We start from the raw sequence: 16,158 nt of genomic DNA on the forward strand, positions 1-16,158 counted from the left end.
GACGAAGTGCCTATCGAGGTGGAAAGTCCGGCAACTCCGTGACCGCGGCGAGTCCGCCGCCACGCCCCGACGGAATGTTGCTTCGAGACGCAACGCGTGTGGAGTGCGGTGGCAGCGGCCACGGATGCTGCCGTGTTTGCAGAATGCCGCGGCGGCCGCTGGCACCGCTGTACTTGCCGGCGCGCGACGGGGCGCCCCGTGGGGGGGAGAACCGGGGACTGCTCCCACGCAGCGCCGAATCGCGTAGGTGTTCCGTGCTTTGGTGCGGGTGAATTCTGTGGGTGTCCAGTATTTGGTCCGGTATTTCGGGCCGTACTCCTGCTTGCGGCTCGCTCCTCGCTATTTCTCCTCGCCGCTCGCTGCTCGCGGCTGGCCCTTTTTTTGCCGCGCAGGGTGGTATTGCATCCCATTAGGGTTGTGGAGAGCGGCGCCATCCGGTACAGAAGGGCTTGTCTCGTCGTGGCCCTGTCGTAGGGGGTTGAGTTGAAGAGACGGGGCTGCGCCCTGGCGCAAGCCGAATATGAGGTCCGCTGAAAGGACGTGGAAGGGAAAGGAACAAGCGTGAGCGAATCAATGCGAGCAACAGAGGGAGTCATGCCAAGAGGGAGCCAATCCACACAGCCGTGGTGGGCGATTGCGCTGTCGAGCCTGCCGTTCTTCGGTGTGCACGTGGCTTGCCTTGCCGTGTTTTGGGTGGGGTGGTCGTGGGTGGCGCTCGCCGCATGCGCGCTCACCTACGCGGTGCGGGTGTTCGCCATTGGTGCTGCCTACCATCGGTATTTTTCCCACCGCTCGTTCAAAACCAGCCGCCCCATGCAGTTCCTGTTTGCCTTGCTCGGCACCACCGCGGTACAAAAGGGACCACTCTGGTGGGCGGCCCTACACCGCCACCATCATCGCTACGCGGACACGGAAGAGGACATCCATCCGCCCACGGTGAAAGGGTTTTGGTGGGCTCACGTCGGCTGGATTTTGTCGCCCCGCTACGAAGCCACGCGCTGGCAGGCCATTCGGGATTTTGCTCGGTACCCAGAGCTCCGCTGGCTCAATCGTTACCACTTAGTGCCACCCATCGTTTTGGCTGTGCTGCTTTTTCTCACGGGGTGGGCCCTGCAACATTGGGCGCCGAGTTTGGGCACCTCGTGCTGGCAGCTCCTCGTGTGGGGCTTCTTCGTGAGCACGGTGCTGCTGTGGCATGTCACCTTTTGTGTGAATTCCCTCGCGCACGTGTTCGGCTGGCGCCGGTTCGAAACGCGCGACACCAGCCGAAACAGCTTTTGGTTGGCGCTCGCCACGTTTGGCGAAGGCTGGCACAATAACCACCATCGCTTCCCGGGGTCGGAGCGGCAGGGCATTTTTTGGTGGGAGGTGGACTTTACTCACTACATCCTGAAGCTGATGGAGCGAGTCGGGCTCGTATGGGATTTGCGCTCGCCACCCGCGTGGGTTTACGAGCGCCGCAGGGCGAGCTTCGAGTCGGCAGTGCAAGGCGCCGCAGCCGACTGAGCCGCGCCTAGCCTGTGCAGTCTACAGCAGCAGCTCGTAGCCTAACAGCAAGCCCACGAGCACACTGGCTACCGCAGCCAGTCCTCGCAGCCGCCGCTGCCACAAGGCAAAGCGATGCCGCTGCCAGCGCAGCGGCGCGGTGAGAAGGAGGCCGAATGTCGCCATCCCCGCCGTGGAGCCCGCCCCGAAGGCAGCCAAATAGCACCAAGCTGCCAGCGAGCTCGGCTGAGTGGCGAGGACAAGCAAAAATAGTCCGGCGCTGCCGGCGAAGCCATGGAGCAGGCCGAAGGCGAGCGCTCGCAAATCCGCCGCACCGTGGTGGCTGTGTTCCGCGGTTCCTCCCTCATCACGGTAGTGCACATGCGGGTGGGCATGCCAACGATCACCGTGCCGGTGCACGTGCAGGTGCACCGTGTGGCCGCGCCCGAGTGCATAAAGTGTCGTAGCGCCGAGCCCCACCAGCGCGGTTGCGACAGCGAGCTCCATCCACCAGGTGAGCCAAGGCGGAAATGTGATCCCGAGGGTAATCACGGCAACGCCTGCGATTGCCAGTGCGGCGGTGTGGCCCAAACCCCACCACGCACCAACGGAGGCGGCCCGCCACCCGGCGCCGCTTTCGCTAGCGATCGTCGCCACTGCGACCAAGTGATCGGCGTCCAGGGCGTGCTTCACACCTAAGAGCAAGCCGGCCAGGGCGACGCCGACGAGGGAGAGCATCGTTCACCGCTGAACTTGGGGGGCAGGGGCGCTCGTGGCGGCCCCTGCCCTACTCGCTTCAGACGTTCGCTTCCAGCAACGCGGCGGCACCCATGCCACCACCGATGCACATCGTCACAACGCCCCAGCGCTGTTTGCGCCGTCGCAGCTCGAGCAAAATGTGGCCGGTGAGACGCGCACCCGTCATGCCGTACGGGTGACCGATGGAAATCGACCCACCATTCGGGTTGAGCTTCTCCGGGTCGATGCCGAGGCGGTCGCGGCAGTACACCACTTGCGAGGCGAAGGCCTCGTTGAGTTCGATGATGTCGATGTCGTCGAGTTTCTTGCCGTGGCGTTTGAGCAACTTCGGCACAGCAAACACCGGGCCGATCCCCATCTCGTCCGGCTCGCACCCGGCAAACACGCAACCGCGGAAAAAGCCGAGCGGCTCGATGCCGAGTTGTTGCGCGCGTTCCGTGGACATGAGCACGACCACCGCCGCACCGTCGGCAAACTGCGAGGCGTTGCCGGCGGTCACCGTGCCGCCCTCTTTGAATGCAGGCGGCAGTTTGGCGAGCGCCTCGAGGGTCGTGTCGGGGCGATTGCACTCGTCGCGATCGACGGTGACGGTTTTCATCGAGCGTTCGCCGGTGGCTTTGTCCACCACTTCCATTTGCACCGTCATCGGCACGATTTCATCCTTGAACTTTCCCGCCTTTTGTGCCGCGGCGGTGCGTTGTTGCGAGAGCAAGGCGTACTGGTCTTGCGCTTCGCGGCTAATTTTGTAGCGCTCGGCCACCACCTCGGCCGTAAGGCCCATGGGCATATAAATCTCGCGCTTGTGGTCGAGCAGCCACGGGTTGAACAGGTCCTTCTTGTTGAAGTCGTTTTGCAGCATGGTGATGGACTCGAGCCCGCCGGCTACCACAGCGTCCGCTCCTTCGAGTTGGATCATATGGGCGGCCACCATGACGGCGTTCAGGCCCGAGGAGCAAAAGCGGCTCACCGTGCCGCCAGGGATGTCGACCGGCAGTCCGGCCATGATGGCAACGTTGCGGCCGACGTTGAACCCTTGCGGGCCCTCGGGAAAGCCCGTGCCCATGATCACATCGTCAATCTCCCGCACGTCGAGCTGCGGGACTTTTTTCAGCGCTTCGCGCACGCAGTGCGCGGCCATGTCGTCCGGACGCGTCTTGTTGAACGACCCACGGAACGACTTTGCCAAGCCCGTGCGCGCCACGGCAACGATTGCGGCTTCTTTCATGTCTCGCTCCTTTACCCTGGGAAAACTCCAGCCTACTTTCTCCACCCCCCTCATGGAATTCAAGCGCAGTCAGCGCTTCTGTTCCGGTTATGGGGGCGTTAGCCTTGGCCGGGATGCGTTGGCATAGCTGGGTTCGAACCCTTAGTGCAACCGCGGCGTTGGCAGCAGTCGGCGTGTGGGCGCTCGCGGCGCCGGCGGCGGAAAAGACCATCCACGTGCCCGTGGAGCTTCCGCCGGCTCTGGTGCGCGAGGCGCTGATGGCGCAGTTGTTCACCACGGCCACCGGCAAAGCGGTGATTTGGGACGACGGCAGCGGTTGCCGCTTCCTCAAGCTACGCGAGCCGGTGGTCGATGTGCACGCGGCTCGGCTGCGCATACGCAGCCGAGCCGAGGCCCGCGTGGGAACCCCGATTGGCGAGCAATGCATTGCTCCGATCGACTGGGACGGAATCTTGGAAGTGCACGAGGAGCCGCTGCTCAGCGAAGATGGGCGGACAGTCACGTTTCGCGTCGTCGATTCGGCGCTGTTGGATCCAAACGGTAAACAGCCGTTCTTCTCCAACCGCATTTGGGCGCTGGTGAAAGAGCGCGCTCACCCGCGCTTCGAAACTGTGGAGGTGCGGCTCGGACAAGCGGTCGATGAACTTCGAGAAGTCTTGCCGCTCTACCTTCCGCATCGAGAGCGCGAGGCCGTGGATCGCATGCTGGCTTCGCTTCGCTTCCAAGAGGTAAGCATCGCGGCCACAGGGTTGCGCGCGGTCTTGGCATTCAGCGTACCCTTGCTCGAGCAGCCCACCCCCGCACCCGAGCCAACGTTGACGCCGGAGGAACTCGAGCGCTGGCAGCAGGCATTGGATCGCTGGGACGCCTTTCTCACGTACACCGTCAAGTTCGTTTGGGCCGACTCGTTGATTCGCGAGTTGCGCCAACCGTTGGCCGACGTGCTGTTGGAAGGCCGCTACGATTTGCTGGAGGCGCTTGCGCCCGGTGAGCCTGGAGCACCGGATCCTGTGCCTGGCCTCTTCGTACGCACCTGGGAGCGCCTCGCTCCGGTGCTGCGCGAAATCGCCGTGCGGCAAAAGGGGCAAGAGGCCATACGGTACCTAAGCTTCATCAGCGCAGGGGATGCACTGGTCGCGTTGCAGGAGGCAGGGCCGGGGATCGGTGTCGACTTAAGTGCAGATGGGCTGCGACGTCTCGCGCGCATTTTGGCACCCGCGGATGTGCGCGATCCCTTACGGTTCGATACCGCGGTGGATCCCGAGCTGCGCACGCTGCTAGGGTTTGGTCCGCCCCTTCCGCCCCCGGATCTGAGTGGCATGCCGCCAAACGAAGAGTCACGCTCGTGGTGGTGGCGCTGGCTTGCACCGCGCATCGCCTGGGCGAGCGAGCCGCCGGCGCGTGCGGCCTTGGAGCAGTGGCTGGCCACACCGGATCGCCTCGGCGAGTACTTGCCGCGCGTGCATCGCGTGTTGCAACAAAGTACGGAAACGGCGCTGCAGGCGGGCAACCTAGCGGCGGAGTACCAGGGCGTGTTTCGCAGCATCGTGCTCGCCACCGCGTGGCAGGAAAGCTGTTGGCGGCAATTCGTGCAGCAAAAGGGGCAAATTACCTACATCCGTTCAGCGGTGGGCTCTTCTGGGCTCATGCAAGTCAATGAACGCGTGTGGCGCGGCGTGTACGACCTGCGCGGCATTCGCTGGGATATTGCCTATAACGCCCGTGCGGGCACAGAGATTTCACTGCACTATTTGCAAGATTACGCCATCGCTCGCGGCGAGCATCGGCAACCAGGAGGAATGGATAACCTCGCCCGTGCTACCTACGCGGTGTACAACGGCGGTCCGGGTCATCTCGCCCGCTATCGCAACGACCGCACCAAGCCTGCCCTCAAGAAAATCGACACCTTGTTTTGGCAAAAGTACCAAGCTGTGCGCCGCGGCGAAACGTTGGTCGAGGTGGCGCGCTGCCTCGGGGGTGACGGAGCCGTCGGGTCCGTAGGATCACAGTGACGGAGTCGCGGAATGCAACGAAAAGCTCTGCGGCTGGCGGTGTTCAGTGTCTTCGCTGCGCTAGCGTCCGGCGGGTGGTCCTGGTGGGACATGCACCGCCAGCGCTCACTTCCACCCGAGGGCCTCTTTCTGCGGGTCGAACCAGGCGACACGCTCAGCGGTGTAGCCACTGAACTTGCTGAGGGCGGGTTTCTCGCGACTACTTGGAACCTGAAGCTATGGGGCAAAGCGCTCGGGAGCGACCGCAGGTTGCGTCCTGGCGACTACCTGTTTCAGGCCCCGCTTTCGCCACGGCAACTGTTGGCGGAACTCGAAGCGGGTCGCCTCGGCCGCCACGAACTCTTGGTTCGCGAGGGCGACACGGTGGCCGAGGTTGCCGCACAATTCGCCGCCAGGGGCTTTGGCGGTGCGGACGTCCTGCGCTGCGCCCTGCAAAACGATGCGCTGCGCGCACGGGTCGGTAACCCGCCCACTGGCCTTGAGGGCTATCTCTTTCCCGACACCTATTACTTTGCCTGGAGCGATGAACCGGAGGTCATCGTCGCCGCCATGCTCGACCGTTTCCAGGAGCGTACCCGGGATTTGCATCCCGCCCGCCAGCGGCTGGGTTTGAGCGTGCACGAAATGGTTACGCTCGCGTCGATCATCGAAAAGGAAACGGGCGTGGCCGACGAGCGCCCCTTGGTGTCCGCCGTGTTTCACAACCGGCTGCGTGCGGGAATGAAATTGCAGGCGGATCCCACGGCGATCTATGGACAAGAAAGGCAAGGGCCACCGGACCGTGCGGATCTCGAGGCCGAGCACGCCTACAACACCTACCGGCACTTCGGACTCCCTCCCGGTCCGATTTGCAATCCGGGACGGGCCGCGCTGGAAGCAGCGGTGAACCCGGCACCAGTGGACTACCTCTACTTTGTCGCCCGAGGCGACGGCACGCACGCCTTTGCACGCTCCCTCGAGGAGCACAATCGCAACGTGGCACGCTGGCGGGGCAATAGCGCTGCCGCCCCACCATCACGGCCGCGCAGGTGATTTCTAGGCTTCCAACGGCACGCGCTTTGGTGCTGCGTCTCCCACGTGGCCTGCTGGGGCAACGGCTCCGTGCTGGCACCGTGCCTCGATGCGAATCCACAGCAAGATGCCGGCAAAGAGCACAAACGGCAGCAGCGAAAGAAGCACGGCGGTGCCGAAGTAGGCCCACAGTTGCCGCTGCTCGGCGGCAAAACACACCGAGCATGCGCTGGCAGCCACCGGCACCGTCAACACCACAAGCGGCAGCCACACCGCTTGAAGCAACGTCTTCGCTCGTCCGGCCATGTCACCCTCGCTCACGAGAGGTACACGAGCACATATAATACCGGCCACACGCCGACAACAAAGTACCAGAAAAGCCGTACCGCACGGAACCCGTCGGCAGTCAGTCTTCCAGAATCGAGCTGCGACGATGCCCACACGAGCGCGACGATCGCTGCCAAGGCGTGAGCGGCGTGGGTGCCGACGATCAGGTAAAAGAACGAGCCGTAGGGCCCGGACCGCATGGTGAGCCCGTAGGCCAACAAGCGTGCCCATTCCATTCCCTGCACGCTCACGAACACAACACCCAAGGCTGCGGCCAGTAAGCTACGCCGCCGCACCGCGGCGAGCGCTGCACCCGAAGAGACTGCTCGGGCGGCGCTCCACAGCACCAAGCCGCTCGCCATCAAGACAATGGTATTCACCGCTGTAACTTCCACCGGCAAGCGCGGCTGTCCGGGTGGTGGCCACGATCCTAACCAGCGCGCCTTCACCACGAGGAAGGCGCTAATCAATCCGGCAAAAAACATTACCTCGGTGGCAAGAAACAGAAGCATCCCCAAAACTGCGTTGGGAACGCCCAAGCTTCCCTTGCGGGTGGGAAGGGACCATGCCACCGTCGCCACCGTGCCTCCGCACACTCAGTGATGCGCAGCAGGCGGTGTTTGCGCTTGCCGCACATGCTGCCAGTTTTGCCCACCGCTCGCCAGCACGTCCGGTGCGACTCCGGCAAACAGCAAGCCCATGAACGCCAACATGGTCAAGAGCAGATACCAAATGTAGCGCCGCTCGATATTCAGATGCATGAAGTACGCCGCCACCATGGTCGCCTTTACCGCGGCGACGCCGAACGCCGTGAGAATGGTAAGCCACGGATGGCCAAGCAGTGGGCCCACCACGCTAATGGCGAACAGCACCAACAAGGCGATGTACACCTTCACGTAGTCCGGATGGCTGCCGTACTCTCGTGCCTGTGCGCCCATGCGCTTCACCTCGCGATGTAAAACAACGGGAACAAGAAGATCCATACGGCGTCGACAAAGTGCCAGTAAATGCCGATGAGTTCGACGCGGTGCAAATTCCTTCCGCGCGCGGCGTCGCGCGCCACCAGCCACAAGATCACCATGCCGGCCAACACATGGAGTCCGTGCAGTCCCGTGGCGGTGTAATAAAAGGTCCAAAACAAATCGCGGTAAATCGTGAAGCCGTGGCGGATCTCCCCGCTCCACTCCAGCGCCTTCACGCCGAGAAACACCAGGCCTCCCAAGACCGTGAGTCGCAAGAAGCGAGCGGCTTTCTGCCCGTCACGATGTTCTGCCGCTTGGTGCCCCAAGACCGCAAACAAGCTCGAGGTGAGCAGAACAAACGTATTGAAACCACCCGCCCACACATTCGTGTGGCTCGCCTCATCGGCCCAATGCGGGTGGTGCAACCGGAACATGATGTAGCTTGCCAGCAGCCCGCCGAAGATGACGATCTCCGACGCCAGCACCCACCACAACGCCAAGCGGCCGGTGGGGATGCCGGTGGCGCTGCGGCGCGTTGCCAGCGGAATGGGAAATTCGCTTGCGTGACTCACCGTTCTCTCCTTTTCCTCACTGCGGCACGTGTTGCGGCCAGTAATCCAAGCTCCGGCCGGGAACGCTGTACTCGTAAGGGCCACGGTACACCGTGGGCATTTCCGCGAAGTTCCCGTGCGGCGGTGGCGAGGGAGCAGCCCACTCCAAGGTGTTGGCCTTCCACGGATTTTCCTCCGCCTTCTCCCCGGCAATGAGGCTGCGAACGAAGTTGTACAAGAAGACGAACTGGAAGAGCAGCATGGTAACGAGGGCCACAGTGGCAATCACGCGCAGATTCTGCAGGCCAGGTGTGAACAACTGGGAGAAGTGCTCGTAGCTGTAAATGCGGCGATGCTCGCCAGCCGCGCCCAAGACGAAGAGGGGAACGAAGATGAAGTTAAACGGAATGATCGTCCCCCAAAAGTGAATTTTGCCCAAGGTTTCGTTCATGTGCCGGCCGAACATTTTCGGGAACCAATAGGTGATGGCGGCAAAGCCAGCGATCACGGCAATTGGGAAAAACGTGTAATGGAAGTGGGCGACGACGAAATAGGAGTCGTGCAAATAAATGTCGGTCGCGTTCGAGCCGAGAAAGATGCCGGTGACGCCGCCGATCAAAAACTCGGCAATGAACGCCAGAGCCCACAGCATCGGCGTGCGAAATTCGATCGAGCCGCCGTACAGCGTGGCAATGAAGGCGAAGGTCATCTCCGCAATTGGAATCGAAATAATCAGCGTGGTGATCGTGAACAAATGCGCCATGCGCGGATCGATGCCTGCGACAAACTGATGGTGGGCCCACACGAAAAAGCTGATTACGCCGGTGGCAAACGAGGTGTACAGAATGGTTTTGTAGGCAAAGAGCTTTTTCCGGGAGAATACCGTGATCACCTCGGCCACGATTCCCAACGCCGGTAGCAAGACGACGTACACTTCCGGATGGCCGAAAAACCAGAACAAATGCTGCCACAAAATGGGGTCGCCCCCAGCCTTAGGGTCGTAAAAGTGGGTGCCGAGTAATTGATCGAACAAGAGCATGATCGCTCCGGCAACCAACGGACCCACCGACGCCATGAACACGATGCTGGCAATGACCACCATCCACACGAAGATCGGGATTTGCATCGGGCCCATGCCGGGCGCGCGGGCATTCATCACGGTGGTGATGAAATTAATCCCGCCGAGTAGAAAGGCGACGAACTCGAGAGCGACGGCGATCAGCCACAAGGGCGCCCCCCAAGCGGTGTGGTTGTAAAGTGCGTTGGCTGAGAGCGGCGGGTAGGCGGTCCACGCCCCACCAAAGCCACCGCCAGGAACGAAAAGCTGAACCAAGATCAGCACGGCGCTCAAGAAAAAGATCTGGTAGGAAAGCCGGTTCAAGCGGGGGAACACCATATCGTCGCAACCAATCATCAGCGGGATCAGGTAGTTCCCTAGGCCGGCAATCAAAATCGGCATGGCCACCCAAAAGATCATGATGGCACCGTGATTGGTGACCAAGGCGTTGTACTGCAGCGGCGTAACCACGCCGTACAAAGGCACATGTTCGCCGGGGAAGGCGAGCTGCATCCGGAACACGTAGGCGAGGAAGGCGCCGACCAACCCCATGAACATGCCGGTAAACAGGTACTGAAGGCCGATCACCTTATGATCGGTGGAGAAAACGTAGCGACTCCAGAAACTTTGCGCGTGCCCCTCAGCCATGCACCTCACCCTCCTTGTGCGCTCGCCGACTCATACCAAGCAGCGTGTTCTTCGGGAGTTTCCACGGTGAGCCGAGCGGGCATGAGGGCATGGCCGATGCCGCAAATCTCGGCACATTGGACGTCGTACGTCCCACGCCGCGTCGGGCGGAACCAGCCGGTCACGATGCGGCCCGGAACCGCATCTTGCTTTAGACGGAATGCCGGCACGGAAAAGCTGTGCACAACATCGCGCGAGGTAAGTTCGAAGTGGTACGTGCGATCGAGCTGCACATGAAGATCGTTGACGGTGCGGACATCGTCCTCGGTGTCGAGTTTCCCGTCCGGACCCGGGTGCACGAACACCCACGCCCACTGCTGCGCGATGATGCGCAGGCGCTCGTCGGCCGGCGGCAAGTCCTGTTTCACTGCCTTCCACGTGAGGATGGCGCCGGTAATCAACACGACGTCGCACACAATCACCAGCGCATGGGGGATACTGATCCAGCGCTTTTCTTCTTTGCGCTCACCGGTGATGTAGGCGGCAGCGACACCGGGTTTGCGGCGGAAGCGGAAAATGAACGTGAAGAATGCAACCTGGGCAACGACGAACCAAAAACCCACGGTGAGCAAGATCAAGGTAAACAACCAGTCGATGTCGCGGGCGCTCGTCGAAGCTTGCGGAACTAGCCAGGAAATCATCCGATCCCTCCCCTCAGTTCAGCGCACGAGCAGCCAAGCCGCGGCAGCGAACGCAACACAGCCGAGCAAGGTAGCGACAAACCACTTCCACGCCACATCATCCCACGGCATCGGATCTGCCATTGTTCACCTCACGGCTTGAGCGTTGAAATGTATGCGACCACGTCGGCAATCGCTTGATCGTCGGGCAACACGTTGACCATCGCGCGCATTTGCGCACCGGTAACGTCGCCTCCTGCGGTTCCCCGCTGTCCCGCGCGGAATTTCTTCAGTTGTTCGATCAAGTACCAGTCCGCTTGCCCTACCAAACGTGGTGCTTTGAGTGCTTCGTTGCCCTTGCCATCCACACCGTGACAAGCCACGCAGGTGGCGTAGAGGGTTTGGCCACGCGCCGCATCGCCAGAATTTTGCGTACGGGCGGCAGCCACGACCGGCAGGGATGCCACATAGGCAGCGACCGACTGGAGGTCGCCGTCGCGATACACGGCCTGAGCCATGGGGCGCATCTGCAAGCCGCTCGTGTCGTCAGGGTGGTAGCCGCGCTCACCGGCGAGAAACTTGCGGAGCTGGGCTGCTACATACCACTCCGGCAAGCCAGCTAGTACCGGGGCCAAGCGCTTCCGATCACCCTGGCCACGATCCCCGTGGCAGCTCGAGCACAAAACAAACAACTCACGGCCGCGGCTCGGGTCGGCGGAAGCCACCGGCACGACCACCATCATGCCGGCGAGAACCGCGAACACGGTCGCGATCGAACTCAAGCCAAACCGCCGCCTCCGGCAGCGAGCCCATCGTGCCTGCTCAAGCCACACCTCAGCCATACAACCTTGCGCCAAGCAACCCGCGTGCCCCCAAAGCCGCTCCAAGGCCTTCACCGTCAAGGCCGGGGAGCTTTTCTCACGGCTGGTGTTGGTGTTTCACGGCTTTCTTAGGGGTGCAAACCAGCTCTGGCTTTGCTCTCCGACAACCGGCATCGCCCGCGGGCAAGAGGGCGGCCGCCAATGGCAACGTTTGCGACGGAAGAAGTGGGTCAGATGCCGCCGATGTCGTCTGGGTCAATGACCCGCGCCTGCTCGGCACTACTCACTTCACCCAAATGGGTGCGAATCAGTTGCAGCACGCTCGTGTAAACGTGCTCGCCGCTCTGGTCTCGCACGAGGAAGAACGGGGCGCGGTCCACCCCCAATTTTTCCGCCAACTGCATGCCGGGGCTTGTGGGCTCCCGCTCATCTGCCCACACGACTTCGTCGATCCGCGACCACAGGCCTTTTTTCTGGAGCATCTCGGTCACTTCTCGGCATTTGCGGCACTCGGAGCCATCGGCCAAGCGTTTTTTCACCATCGTGATGTGCATGGCCCAAGCCTAGTCCGGGTGTGTTGCCACAGCAATCGCCGCGGCTAGCCATGTCTTCACCGTTGGCTCGCCAGTTCTTCCGCCTCCGTCAGGAGCCGTTCGATTGGCAACATCCCCAGGCGCCAAAAATTCGGGTCGCGAACATCGATCCCAAACGGGCGGAGCAATTCTTCCGGGCGCGCCGAGCCGCCAGCTTCGAGCAATGCCAGGTAGCGGGGAACGAACTCCGGTCCTTGTTGTGCGTAAAGCTCGAACAACGCAAGAACGAGCAACTCACCGAACGCGTATGCGTAACAGTAGAAGGGCGAATGAATGAAGTGGGGAATGTACGACCACCACCAGCGGTAGGAATCGGTGAGTCGCACGGTGTCGCCGTAGAGCTTGGCATTTTCCTCCTGCCAGAGTTCTCCGATGGCGTCCGTGGCCAGCTCGCCACGGCGTCGGCGCGCTGCGTGTACCCGCTGTTCGAAGCGGGTCAGGACTACCTGGCGGAACACGGTGGCGATGGTGTCTTCGATTTTGTGACAAAGCAGACTAAGCCGTTCCGCAGGGTCGGTCAGCTTCGCGCGTAACGACTGGAACACGAGCATTTCGCCGAACACGCTGGCGGTTTCTGCCATGGTGAGCGGGGTATCCATCTGCAAGTAGCCTTGTTTGCGGGCGAGGTATTGGTGGACACCGTGTCCCAACTCGTGAGCTGTGGTCATGACATCGTGAAGCTGACCGGTGTAACTCAGCAGAATATACGGATGAGCACTGGGAACCGTGCTCGCGCTAAATGCGCCGCCGCGCTTCCCGTGCCGGGGTTCGGCGTCGATCCAGCTCCGCTCAAAAAACTGCTCGGCAATTTCCCGCATGCGCGGCGAAAACGCCCCATACGCCTCGAGAACGATCTCCCGGCACCTCGGCCAAGACACGCGAGGGAGGGTTGTGCCCACGGGGGCGTAGCGATCGAAATCGAAGAGTTCGTCCACCCCAAGAAGTTGCCGTTTAAGCCGGTAGTAACGTTGAGCGAGGGTGTAATGGGCCTCGCACGTGGCGAGTAAGGCTTCCACCGTGGAAGCGTCCACCTCGTTAGCCAAGTGGCGAGCCTCCATTGGGTCGCCGTAGTGGCGCAGGCGATCGTCGATGCTGTGGTCTTGCACGAGGACGTTGTACACGAAGGTGAGGATTGCGTCGTTGGTTTTCAGTCCCTCGGTCAAAGCCTCGGCTCCAGCACGGCGCAAGTCGCGGTCCGGCTCGTGCAGCAGGGCAAGCACCTCGCTTTCGTTCAGTTCTCGCACGCTGCCATTGTGGCGCACGCGGAAGACCATGCGCGCGAGGAGTTCATCGAACAACCGTGCAAATGCGCGCGCGCCGGTGTTCGCTTTTTCTTCCAGGATGCGCTCTTCCGGTTCGCTCAATACGTGAGGCCGATACTGGCGCAAGACTTCGAGAAAGTGACGGTAGTGGCTCACGCTCGGATCGCTCAAGCGGGTTTGCACGGTATCGTCCGGCAACGCGAGCCACTCGAGCTCGAAGAACAGCAGTGTTTGCCGAACTGCGGAGGCTTGTTCTTGAGTGCGCGCCAGCAGGGCGCCGTGCTGGGGCACATCGACTTGCGCGGCGTGGAGCAAGTCGGCATACGAGCTCCAGCGCCCAACAAGTTCGAGGATTTCTTCCATATCGGCAAGCGCGCTCCGCAGCGACTCGCCCGCGAGCGCGGCGACGCGTCCGACATACCGATCCCGGAACCGTTGGGCCCGCTCGAGTGCCAAGGCAAGATCTTGTTCCAGTCGCGGATCGTCGGGGCCCGCATACAAATCACTCAAGTTCCAACGCACTCCCACGGCCGCGCCGTTTGCTTCCGCTCGGTCCAGCATGACCGGTGCCGATATCGTGCCGATTGCCAGCGCACAAGCCGGTGGTTTGGAACAGGCTTATCGCGGACTGCGCATTCGCCACCCTTGGTTTTCTCCAGCGAAAAGGCTAGCGGGACGGTCGATCAACGCCCAACCGTCGGGAGCTCGCGTCATGGGGAATCTTAAATCGAAGCACGTTGTCTGGCACGCGGGGATGGTCACCAAAGAAGACCGCGAGGCCATCGTCGGCCATAAAGCCTGCACCATTTGGCTGACCGGACTACCGGCATCCGGAAAGTCGACCATCGCGGTGGCCCTGGAAAAGGCCCTTTGGGATCGCGGCGTCCATGCCTTCGTGCTCGACGGCGACAACATCCGCCACGGGTTAAATCGCGACCTCGGCTTTTCCCCGAAAGATCGCGAGGAAAATATCCGCCGCATTGGGGAGGTTGCCAAGCTGTTTACAACTGCCGGGGTGATCAACATTACGGCGTTCATCTCCCCCTATCGCGCGGATCGTGACCGCGTGCGAGCACTGATGAAGCCGGGCGAGTTCATTGAAGTGTACGTGAGCTGCCCCGTGGAAGTTTGCGAGCAGCGCGACCCGAAAGGTCACTACAAAAAAGCCCGCGCGGGCGAGATCGCCGAGTTCACCGGCGTGTCCGCCCCATACGAACCCCCGCTCGCCCCGGAGCTGGTCTTGCACACCGACCGCCAGTCCGAGGAGGAGTGCGTAGCCACGCTGCTCCGTTACCTCGAAGACCACGGCTATATTCCCCGCGCTAGCTAGGGGTGATCCGCAGTACTCCTCGCGATTGGCAGCGAGCGGCGAGTGGGCCCTAGGGGCGACGCATGCGTCGCCCCTACGCTGCCACACCGCAGCAGCGTGCCCGGTGAGCGGGGGCGCAACCTCACCCTGTTTCCCTCTCCCCCTCACGGGGGAGAGGGGGGTTTTGTTAGCGACAGACATCGTCGCCAAACGGCACTCGCGCAGCGATGAGCAGACAACCGCGCCCCCGCAGGGGGAGGGGGTGCGAACTTAGCCGGGCGCGAGCAGCGACTGGCGAATGGTGCGTGGCACATTAGCGAATAGCGAATGAGGAATGGCGGACGACCAACGCGCGGATTCGGGATACTGTTGCCACCGGTGCCCCGCGCGTGGCCATCTTGGCACGCTGCACCAACGCCATCGTAGGGGCGGCGCATGCGTCGCCCGTGGATTAAGGCGCTGGATAGCGCCCGCTCGTCTTCGAGAGCCCACCGGGTGCGGAGCCAGGTCCGACCAGGCCGCACCCGGTAAGCCCTGGTTGCTCGCCATCACGTTGGGGGGCCCGTGTGGCAAACAACCAACTTTGGATTTCCCCGTCGCTGCAAGCTGCCGGCGACTCTCTACGCCTGGCGCTCTACGCAGACCTCCTTGTGCATCACCGACATGAACTCTCGCATATGCTCCAACACGCGCGTGGGCCACTCGCCGCCCTCGATCAAGGTGGCTACCGCCATGAGCAGCGCCGAAGCCAACACTGGCTCGGTGCGCTCGTCCGCCAAGATGGCGGGAGGCAGGGTCGTCTGCACCTCGAGCTCGAACAATCCATCACGGTCCGCCAATCGAAATCTCGCCATCGTATCCCCTCCGGCAGCCTGACGAGGACCAAGTTCCATGCCACAAGCGCAACACGTAAGCGCATGTGGTGCGCTGCAGATGCCCGCTCGTCGCACGACTCAGAGTGGAAACGTCGCGAGACTCACCACGACAACGGTCGCGTTGCTACCGCGGTCTCGTGCGGCCCCCGGAGGCGCCGGTGACTAGCGAGCGCCGAGCCGTGAAAGGGCGTTAGGGGCGCTGGTCCATCGTGGTGGCGCCCTGTGTCCGTCAGGAACGGTAGCCCCCACGTCCCGCCGAGCTTTTACCCACAAGACGAGCGGCGCGTGGAGTGCGTGCGCAAACGCCGCAGGCAGTGTGTACCGATGGATGACGGAATGCCGGTGCGGCGTTTGCGCCGTTGTCCTATTGCGCCGCCCTAGGGCGGCGCAACCGGGGAGGCTGGGGGTGGCGAACGGGCACCGAGCGGCGAAGGAGAAGAGCGAACCGCGAGCGAAATACTGGACACCCGTGCAATCAGCCCGTGTGTTAGGGGGGCCGTAATCGAACCACTGGACACTCACACAGTTAGCTCGTAGCTCCATCGGCGCCCCCGTCTCCCTCGCACCCCTACCGGGGCGCCGCCAGTGCGGCGCCAACACTT

Annotated in this window: 16 protein-coding genes; 4 read left to right on the plus strand and 12 right to left on the minus strand. The window is 62.3% G+C overall.

Annotated elements, in window-relative coordinates; genetic code table 11:
- Positions 1-594 precede the first annotated feature (594 nt).
- Positions 595-1,506 (plus strand): fatty acid desaturase, encoded by a 912-nt coding sequence (locus N3C12_13055; protein ID MCX8073360.1) that lies wholly within the window; start codon positions 595-597, stop codon positions 1,504-1,506.
- 21 nt (positions 1,507-1,527) lie between these two features.
- Here N3C12_13055 and N3C12_13060 read toward each other — a convergent pair whose 3' ends face one another.
- Positions 1,528-2,223: an urease accessory protein UreH gene (locus tag N3C12_13060; protein MCX8073361.1), complete on the minus strand. Its 696-nt coding sequence runs from the start codon at positions 2,221-2,223 to the stop codon at positions 1,528-1,530.
- A 58-nt stretch (positions 2,224-2,281) separates the two neighbouring features.
- Complete coding sequence (locus N3C12_13065) at positions 2,282-3,469, minus strand: acetyl-CoA C-acyltransferase (GenBank protein MCX8073362.1); 1,188 nt, start codon at positions 3,467-3,469, stop codon at positions 2,282-2,284.
- 158 nt (positions 3,470-3,627) lie between these two features.
- Between N3C12_13065 and N3C12_13070 the strand changes: the two genes are divergently transcribed.
- The gene (locus N3C12_13070; GenBank protein MCX8073363.1) at positions 3,628-5,481 is read left to right on the plus strand and encodes a lytic transglycosylase domain-containing protein; all 1,854 of its coding nucleotides are present in this window, start codon (positions 3,628-3,630) and stop codon (positions 5,479-5,481) included.
- A 12-nt stretch (positions 5,482-5,493) separates the two neighbouring features.
- Positions 5,494-6,513, plus strand: coding sequence for an endolytic transglycosylase MltG (mltG, locus tag N3C12_13075; GenBank protein ID MCX8073364.1), 1,020 nt, complete (start codon positions 5,494-5,496; stop codon positions 6,511-6,513).
- Positions 6,514-6,516: 3 nt separating this feature from the next.
- Here mltG and N3C12_13080 read toward each other — a convergent pair whose 3' ends face one another.
- The 9 genes from N3C12_13080 to N3C12_13120 form a co-directional block, all read right to left on the minus strand.
- The gene (locus tag N3C12_13080) at positions 6,517-6,798 is read right to left on the minus strand and encodes a hypothetical protein (GenBank protein MCX8073365.1); all 282 of its coding nucleotides are present in this window, start codon (positions 6,796-6,798) and stop codon (positions 6,517-6,519) included.
- A gap of 11 nt (positions 6,799-6,809) precedes the next feature.
- Entirely contained in the window at positions 6,810-7,400 is a 591-nt protein-coding gene (locus tag N3C12_13085; protein MCX8073366.1) for a cytochrome c oxidase subunit 3, read from the minus strand.
- A 15-nt stretch (positions 7,401-7,415) separates the two neighbouring features.
- Positions 7,416-7,757 carry a cytochrome C oxidase subunit IV family protein gene (locus N3C12_13090; protein MCX8073367.1) on the minus strand — a complete coding sequence of 114 codons (342 nt, stop codon included), beginning with the start codon at positions 7,755-7,757 and terminating at the stop codon, positions 7,416-7,418.
- Positions 7,758-7,762: 5 nt separating this feature from the next.
- Positions 7,763-8,353 (minus strand): cytochrome c oxidase subunit 3, encoded by a 591-nt coding sequence (locus N3C12_13095; protein ID MCX8073368.1) that lies wholly within the window; start codon positions 8,351-8,353, stop codon positions 7,763-7,765.
- Positions 8,354-8,369: 16 nt separating this feature from the next.
- Positions 8,370-10,037, minus strand: coding sequence for a cbb3-type cytochrome c oxidase subunit I (locus tag N3C12_13100; GenBank protein ID MCX8073369.1), 1,668 nt, complete (start codon positions 10,035-10,037; stop codon positions 8,370-8,372).
- A gap of 5 nt (positions 10,038-10,042) precedes the next feature.
- Positions 10,043-10,717, minus strand: a complete 675-nt coding sequence (locus tag N3C12_13105; protein MCX8073370.1) for a cytochrome C oxidase subunit II — start codon at positions 10,715-10,717, stop codon at positions 10,043-10,045.
- Positions 10,718-10,848: 131 nt separating this feature from the next.
- The gene (locus N3C12_13110; protein ID MCX8073371.1) at positions 10,849-11,478 is read right to left on the minus strand and encodes a c-type cytochrome; all 630 of its coding nucleotides are present in this window, start codon (positions 11,476-11,478) and stop codon (positions 10,849-10,851) included.
- A 269-nt stretch (positions 11,479-11,747) separates the two neighbouring features.
- Entirely contained in the window at positions 11,748-12,071 is a 324-nt protein-coding gene (locus N3C12_13115) for a hypothetical protein (protein MCX8073372.1), read from the minus strand.
- 56 nt (positions 12,072-12,127) lie between these two features.
- Positions 12,128-13,933, minus strand: a complete 1,806-nt coding sequence (locus tag N3C12_13120; protein ID MCX8073373.1) for a M3 family oligoendopeptidase — start codon at positions 13,931-13,933, stop codon at positions 12,128-12,130.
- 151 nt (positions 13,934-14,084) lie between these two features.
- On the opposite strand from N3C12_13120, the gene cysC reads away from it, so the two are divergent.
- Positions 14,085-14,702, plus strand: coding sequence for an adenylyl-sulfate kinase (gene cysC, locus N3C12_13125; GenBank protein ID MCX8073374.1), 618 nt, complete (start codon positions 14,085-14,087; stop codon positions 14,700-14,702).
- 599 nt (positions 14,703-15,301) lie between these two features.
- On the opposite strand, the gene N3C12_13130 is transcribed toward cysC, so the two are convergent.
- The gene (locus N3C12_13130) at positions 15,302-15,535 is read right to left on the minus strand and encodes a hypothetical protein (protein ID MCX8073375.1); all 234 of its coding nucleotides are present in this window, start codon (positions 15,533-15,535) and stop codon (positions 15,302-15,304) included.
- Between the last annotated feature and the right edge of the window lie 623 nt (positions 15,536-16,158).

The organism is Candidatus Binatia bacterium, assembly GCA_026415395.1.
In the GTDB taxonomy this organism is placed as follows: Bacteria; Desulfobacterota; Binatia; order HRBIN30; family HRBIN30; genus HRBIN30.